The organism is Streptomyces graminilatus (genome assembly GCF_001418565.1).
GTDB lineage: Bacteria > Actinomycetota > Actinomycetes > Streptomycetales > Streptomycetaceae > Streptomyces > Streptomyces graminilatus.
In genome coordinates this window covers 1-6486 of record NZ_LIQQ01000177.1, presented here as the reverse complement: position 1 = coordinate 6486, position 6486 = coordinate 1, and the positions used below count along the sequence as shown (strand labels likewise).

The window sequence follows — 6486 nt, the reverse complement described above, 5'->3', positions numbered from 1 at the left end:
CGACTCCACCAACCGGAACGCAGCCACCTCAAACGCGAACAACCCCGCCTGAGCCCACACCGTCCGATCCAGCAACCCCGCCACGTCACCCTCGGACTCCGAAGGCCACACCACCGACGTCAGCGGCTCCCCCAACAGCGGATCCAGCACCTCACACACCGCATCCCACGCCCCCGCGAACACCGGGAACGCCTCATACAAACCCCGCCCCATACCCAACCGCTGCGCACCCTGACCCGAGAACAACACGGCCAGCCCGTTCTTCGCCGCGAGCCCCGCCACGCCTCCCACCACACCGGAGGCCTGCTCCCCACGCTCCACTGCGGCCAGCCCGGCCAGCAGCTCGCCACGGTCCCCACCTACGACCACAGCCCGGTGCTCGAACACCGAGCGGCCCGCAACCAGCGAGAACCCCACATCCACCGGATCCAGCGCCTCATCGGCTTCAACACGCGCACGCAACCGCGCAGCCTGCCCCCGCAACGCCACCTCACTGCGCCCAGACACCGGCCAAGCCACCAGACCCGAACCCAAGCCGGAAGCCGAGCCCGAGCCCAAGCCCGAAGCCGAGCCCGAGCCCAACTCCCCAGCCTCAGCCTCAAGGCCCTCTCCGTGTTCCCCGGGCGGAGCCTGCTCCAGAATCACGTGCGCGTTCGTCCCGCTGATCGCGAACGACGACACACCCGCCCGGCGCGGACGGTCGGCCTCCGGCCAAGGCACCGACTCCGTCAGCAGCTGAACCGCCCCGGCCGACCAGTCGACCTGGTCCGTCGGCTCAGAAGCATGCAGCGTGGCGGGCAGCACGCCGTGCCGCATCGCCTCCACCATCTTGATCACACCAGCCACACCCGCGGCAGCCTGCGTATGACCGATGTTCGACTTCACCGAACCCAGCCACAACGGCCGGTCATCGGGGCGCCCCTTGCCGTACGTCGCCAGCAGCGCCTGCGCCTCGATCGGATCCCCGAGACGAGTGCCCGTACCGTGCGCCTCCACCACATCCACATCAGCGGTGTCGAGTCCGGCCGACGCCAGCGCCTGACGGATCACCCGGCGCTGCGCCGGACCACTCGGAGCCGTCAGGCCATTGCTCGCACCGTCCTGGTTGACCGCGCTGCCCCGCACCACAGCGAGCACCTGGTGACCGTTGCGTACCGCGTCGGACAGCCGCTCCACCAGCAGCACACCCGCGCCCTCACCCCAGCCCGTACCGTCCGCACCCGCCCCGAACGCCTTGCACCGGCCATCCACAGCAAGCCCCCGCTGCCGCGAGAACTCCACAAACACCCCCGGCGTGGACATCAGCGTCACGCCGCCGGCCAGCGCCATGTCGCACTCGCGGGACCGCAGCGCCTGCACGGCGAGATGCAGCGACACCAGGGACGACGAGCACGCCGTGTCAACGGTCACCGCCGGCCCCTCCAGCCCCAGCGTGTAGGCGATCCGACCGGAGATGACCGAGACGATGTCGCCCGTCAGCAGGTAGCCTTCCGCGCCCTCCGGCAGGTTCCCGTTGTGCGCGTTGGCGTATCCCATGGCGGAGGCGCCGACGAACACACCCGTCCGGCTGGCCCGAAGCGACAGCGGGTCGATGCCCGCCCGCTCCAGCACCTCCCACGAGGTTTCCAGGAGCAGCCGCTGCTGCGGGTCCATCGCCAGCGCCTCACGCGGCGAGATGCCGAAGAAGCCGGCGTCGAACCCGGCCGCGTCCGTCACGAAGCCGCCCTGGTCGGTGTAGCTCGATCCGCTGCGCTCGGGGTCCGGGTCGTACAGCGCGTCCAGGTCCCAGCCGCGGTCCGTCGGGAAACCGCCGATCGCGTCGCCGCCCGAGGCCACCAGGTCCCACAACTGCTCCGGGGAATCGGACCCGCCCGGGAAGCGGCAGGCCATGCCGACGATCGCGATCGGTTCGCGGCCGGCTTCCTGGAGGGCGAGCAGGCGCTCCTGCGTGGTGTGCAGTTCGGCAGCAACACGCTTGAGGTATTCGAGGAGCTTTTCCTGCTCGTCCATGACTGACGCCTTCCGTTGGAACCGGAACCAAAGCAAAGGTGTAATTGAGCCGGCCGGAATACTGAGCCGGCCGTTTTCTGTGATTGACCGAATTGCTGGGTTGATCAAGCCGCTGGGCTTATTGGGCATCTCGGTCGGAGCGAAGTCCCTGATCGATCAGGTCGAACACCTCGGCCGCCGTGGCGGACCGGATCTTGTTCAGAATGTCGCCCGACTCGGCGGCGGACGCGGGCGCGGCCGAAGCCCCAACTCCCGCATCCAGGCGGTCGAGCAGCATCCGCAGCCGCGTACGCACGCTCTCCGTCTCGTCGGCGCTGTGGCCGCCGTGGCCGCCGTGGCCGTCGGCGCCGCCATGACCGCTCTGCCCGAATCCGGTCATGGCCGCTTCCAACCGGTCGAGTTCGTCCAGTACCGACCCGACGGGCCCGCTGTCGGACGTCTCTTCCGGCACCAGTTCCTCGTAGAGGTGATCGGCGAGGGATTCCGGTGTGGGGTGGTCGAAAATGAGGGTGGGCGGCAGCCTGAGTCCGCTTACCTTCGCGAGTCGGTTACGGAATTCGACGGCGGTCAGCGAGTCGAATCCCATGTCCTGGAAGATCTGACCGGGGTCGACCGCGGCCGCCGAACGGTGGCCCAGGACGAACGCGGTCTGTTCGCGAACACCGTCGAGTACGAACCTGCGGCGCTCGCTCGCGTCGAGATTGACGAGGCGGTCCCGCCAGGTACGTACCTCGTCCGCGCCCGTCACCGAGGCATCCGTCTTCGTCGCGGCCTTCCTGCGTACGGGACCCCGCACCAGGCCGCGCAGCAGCGCCGGCGGCTCGGTACCCGTGGCCGCCCGGGCGCGCAGCCCGGCCAGGTCCAGACTGGCGGCGGCGAGCAGCGCGTCCGGGCTGTCCATGGCCCGGTCGAAGAGGTCCAGGCCCTCGGCGTCCGTCAGAGCGCCCCCGCCGTCGCGGCTCAGGCGGGCCCGGTCGCGTTCCTGGAGGTGTCCGCTGATACCGCTGGCCGACTCCCACATGCCCCAGGCCACCGAGACACCCCCGAGTCCGCGCGCCCGGCGCCGGGCCAGGACCGCGTCGAGGCCCGAGTTGGCTGCCGCGTAGGCGCCCTGCCCGGCTGTGCCGAACGCCCCGGCCATCGAGGAGAAGACCAGGAACAACGAGAGGTCGAGGCCGGCCGTCGCCTCCTCCAGCAGGAGAAGCGCGTCCGTCTTGGGCTTCAAGGTGGAGTCCACCCGCTCGGGGGTCAGCGTCTCGACGACACCGTCACCGTTCACGCCGGCCGCGTGCACCACGCCGATCAGTGGCAGTTCCTCCGGTACCGTCCGCAGCGCGCGGTCGAGTGCGGCCCGGTCGGCGCCGTCGCAGGCGGCCACCTCCACCCGGGCGCCCAGCGCCTCCAGTTCGGCCACCAGAGTGCCGGCCTCGGGTCCGGCCATTCCCTGACGACTCGTCAACAGCAGGCTTCGTACGCCGTGTTGGGCGACCAGATGCCGGGCGACCAGCCCGCCGAGCCGTCCGGTTCCGCCGGTCACCAAGACCGTGCCGTCCGTGGGCAGTTGGCGCGGCATCCGCAGGACGACCTTGCCGATGTGCCGGGCCTGGCTCACATGGCGGTACGCGTCCTCGGCCCTGCGTACGTCCCATACACGCACCGGCAGGTGCTTCAGGACGCCCTGTTCGAAGAGGTCGAGGAGAGCGAGCAGCATTTCCTGGATGCGGTCCGGGCCCGCCTCGGACAGGTCGAACGCCTGGTAGCGGACGCCCGGTTGGGTGGCGGCGACGACCTCCGGGTCCCGCACATCCCTCTTGCCCATCTCGAGGAACCGTCCGCCTCTGGGCAGCAGACGCAGCGACGCGTCGACGAACTCCCCTGCCAGCGCGTCGAGTACGACGTCGACTCCGCGTCCTGCGGTGACCTGGGTGAACTTCTCCTCGAAGCCGAGGTCCCGGGAAGAGGCGATGTGCTCGTCGTCGAGGCCGAGGGAGCGCAGGACGTGCCACTTGCCCTCGCTCGCCGTGCCGTAGACGTCCGCCCCTGCGTGCCGGGCGAGTTGTACGGCCGCCATACCGACACCGCCCGCCGCGGAGTGCACCAGCACCGACTCGCCCGCGCGCAGCCCGCCGAGGTCGAACAGGCCGTAGTACGCGGTCAGGAAGACGAGCGACATCGACGCGGCCTGCTCGTACGACCAGGCGTCCGGCATCTTGGCGACCATGCGCCGGTCGACCACGGCGAACGGCCCGAAGCCTCCCTGGAGCATGCCCATGACCCGGTCGCCGGGAAGGAGATCCGTCACCCCCGGCCCGACCTCGGTCACCACACCGGCACCCTCGCTGCCCATGCTGCCCTTGGTCGGGTACATACCCAGGCCGAGCAGCACATCGCGGAAGTTCAGGCCGGCCGCCCGTACGCCGATGCGTATCTGGCCCTCGGTGAGCGGGGCGGCGGCGTCCGGTGCGGGCAGCAGGGCGAGATCCTGGAGAGTGCTGCCGGTGGCCTCAAGCCGCCAGGCCTCGTGACCGGCCGGCGCGACCAGCGCGCCGCCCGGGGCGCCGACTTCCGCCAAGCGCGGTACGAACACGGTTCCTTGACGGATCATCAGCTGCGGCTCGTCCGAGGCGCCGGCCCTGGGCAGTGCCTCGTACGAGGTGCGCTGCCCGTCCACATCGACCAGTACGAACCGGCCCGGGTACTCCGACTGGGCCGAGCGCACCAGGCCCCCGATGGACGCCTGTGCCACATCCGGCATGCCGTCGTCGAGCCCGTCGACGACCGCGGCGCGGGTCAGTACGACCAACCGGGCCTGTGCCAGGAGCTCATCGGCGAGCCATTCCTGGAGCAGCGCGACGGCCGTGGAAACCCCGGCCCGCACCGCGCCCGCCTCGTCGACGGGGTCCTGCTCCCCGGTCACCACAGGGGCGACGACCACGGCGGGCGCCGCGATGACGCCGTCCCGTACGGCTGTGCGCAGTGCGGCCAGATCGTCGTACGCACGCACGTTCTGTACACCGGCCGACCGCAACGCCTCGCTTGTCTCCCCGCTCGTTCCCTCTGCCGCTCCCAGTACGGCCCAGTCCCCGGAACCGGTGGTGTCGGCCGCGGCCGCGGCAACCGGGGTCCAGTCGATGCGGAAGAGTGACTCGGCTCCGGAATCGTCGCCGCCGGACTGGGCGCCGGCCAGGTCCATGGCCGAGACGGGGCGCGCGGCAAGGGACTCCACCGTGGCCACGGGCCGCCCGAGGTCATCGGCGAGCGCCAGAGATACGGCGCCTTCGCCGCGCGGCCGTATCCGCACTCTCAGCGTCTCGGCGCCCGAGGCATGGAGTGTCACGCCGGTCCAGGAGAAGGGCAGGCGCAGCTCTGCGTCGGCGCGCCCCGGTATCAGCTGGGCATGCAGGCAGGCGTCGAACAGCGCGGGATGGATCCCGAACCGGTCCGTGTCGGCCAGTCGTCCATCGCTTCCGCCGACGCCGTCACCTTCGCCGTCACCAACGGCCGGACCGGCCTGTGCGAACACGGTGTCGCCGAGGCGCCATGCGCGCCGCAGTCCCCGGAACGCGGTCCCGTAGTCGTATCCCGTCTCCGCCAACTGGTCGTAGAAATTCTCGATCCGTACAGCCTCGGCCCCGGCCGGCGGCCACTCTCCCGTCAGGTCGGCGAAGTCGACGCTCTCGGCATCGGCCACGTCCTCCCGGGTCAGCACACCGATGACGTGCCGGGTCCAGGGCTGCCCTGCGGGCGCGCCCTCCCTCAAGGAGAAGACCTGTACGTCCCATCGCCCGGAGTCCTCGTCGTCCGCCTTCTCCAGGACCACCTGGACCCGCAGACCGCCACCTTCCGGCAGGACAAGCGGAGCCTGGATCACCAGTTCCTCGATACGCCCACAGCCGACCTGGTCACCGGCGCGGACCACCATCTCCACGAACGCAGTGCCCGGCACCAGCACCGCGCCACCCACGGTGTGGTCTGCGAGCCAGGGCTGCGCGGCGGCCGAGAGCCGTCCCGACAGCAGAACCCGCCCGTCATCGGCCGACTCCACCACCGCGCCGAGCAACGGATGCCCGGCCTCACCGAGCCCGAAGTCGGCGGCGGCGCTCTTGATGATGCCTGTTTCCGCAGCGGGCCAGTAACGCTCGTGCTGGAAGGCGTAGGTCGGCAGGGGGACTTGGCGGGAGGGGGCACCTGGGAGTGTCTTCGTCCAGTCCACCGGGGTGCCGTGGACGAAGAGTTCGGCCAGCGCACGCAGCGCGGTCACCGTCTCGTCCTGCTCACGCCGCTGGAAAGGCACCACACACGCCTGATCGTCCAGGCACCGCACGGCCATCGGACTCAGCGCGGCATCCGGCCCCACCTCAAGGAACGTGGACACACCCTCCCCGGCCAGCCACTCCACCGCGTCGGCGAAGCGGACCGCTTCGCGGACCTGACGCACCCAGTACTCCGGCGTACCGAACTCCGCACCCGCCACAC

2 protein-coding genes are annotated in these 6486 nt (G+C 70.6%); both read right to left on the bottom strand.

Annotated elements, in window-relative coordinates; all coding sequences use genetic code 11:
* A partial coding sequence (locus tag AOK08_RS16455) for a type I polyketide synthase (protein WP_157876698.1) occupies positions 1-2010 on the bottom strand: 2010 nt, incomplete at its 3' end.
* 118 nt (positions 2011-2128) lie between these two features.
* Positions 2129-6486, bottom strand: a 4358-nt coding sequence (locus AOK08_RS16450) for an SDR family NAD(P)-dependent oxidoreductase (RefSeq protein WP_157876697.1), incomplete at its 5' end; no start/stop codon positions are given.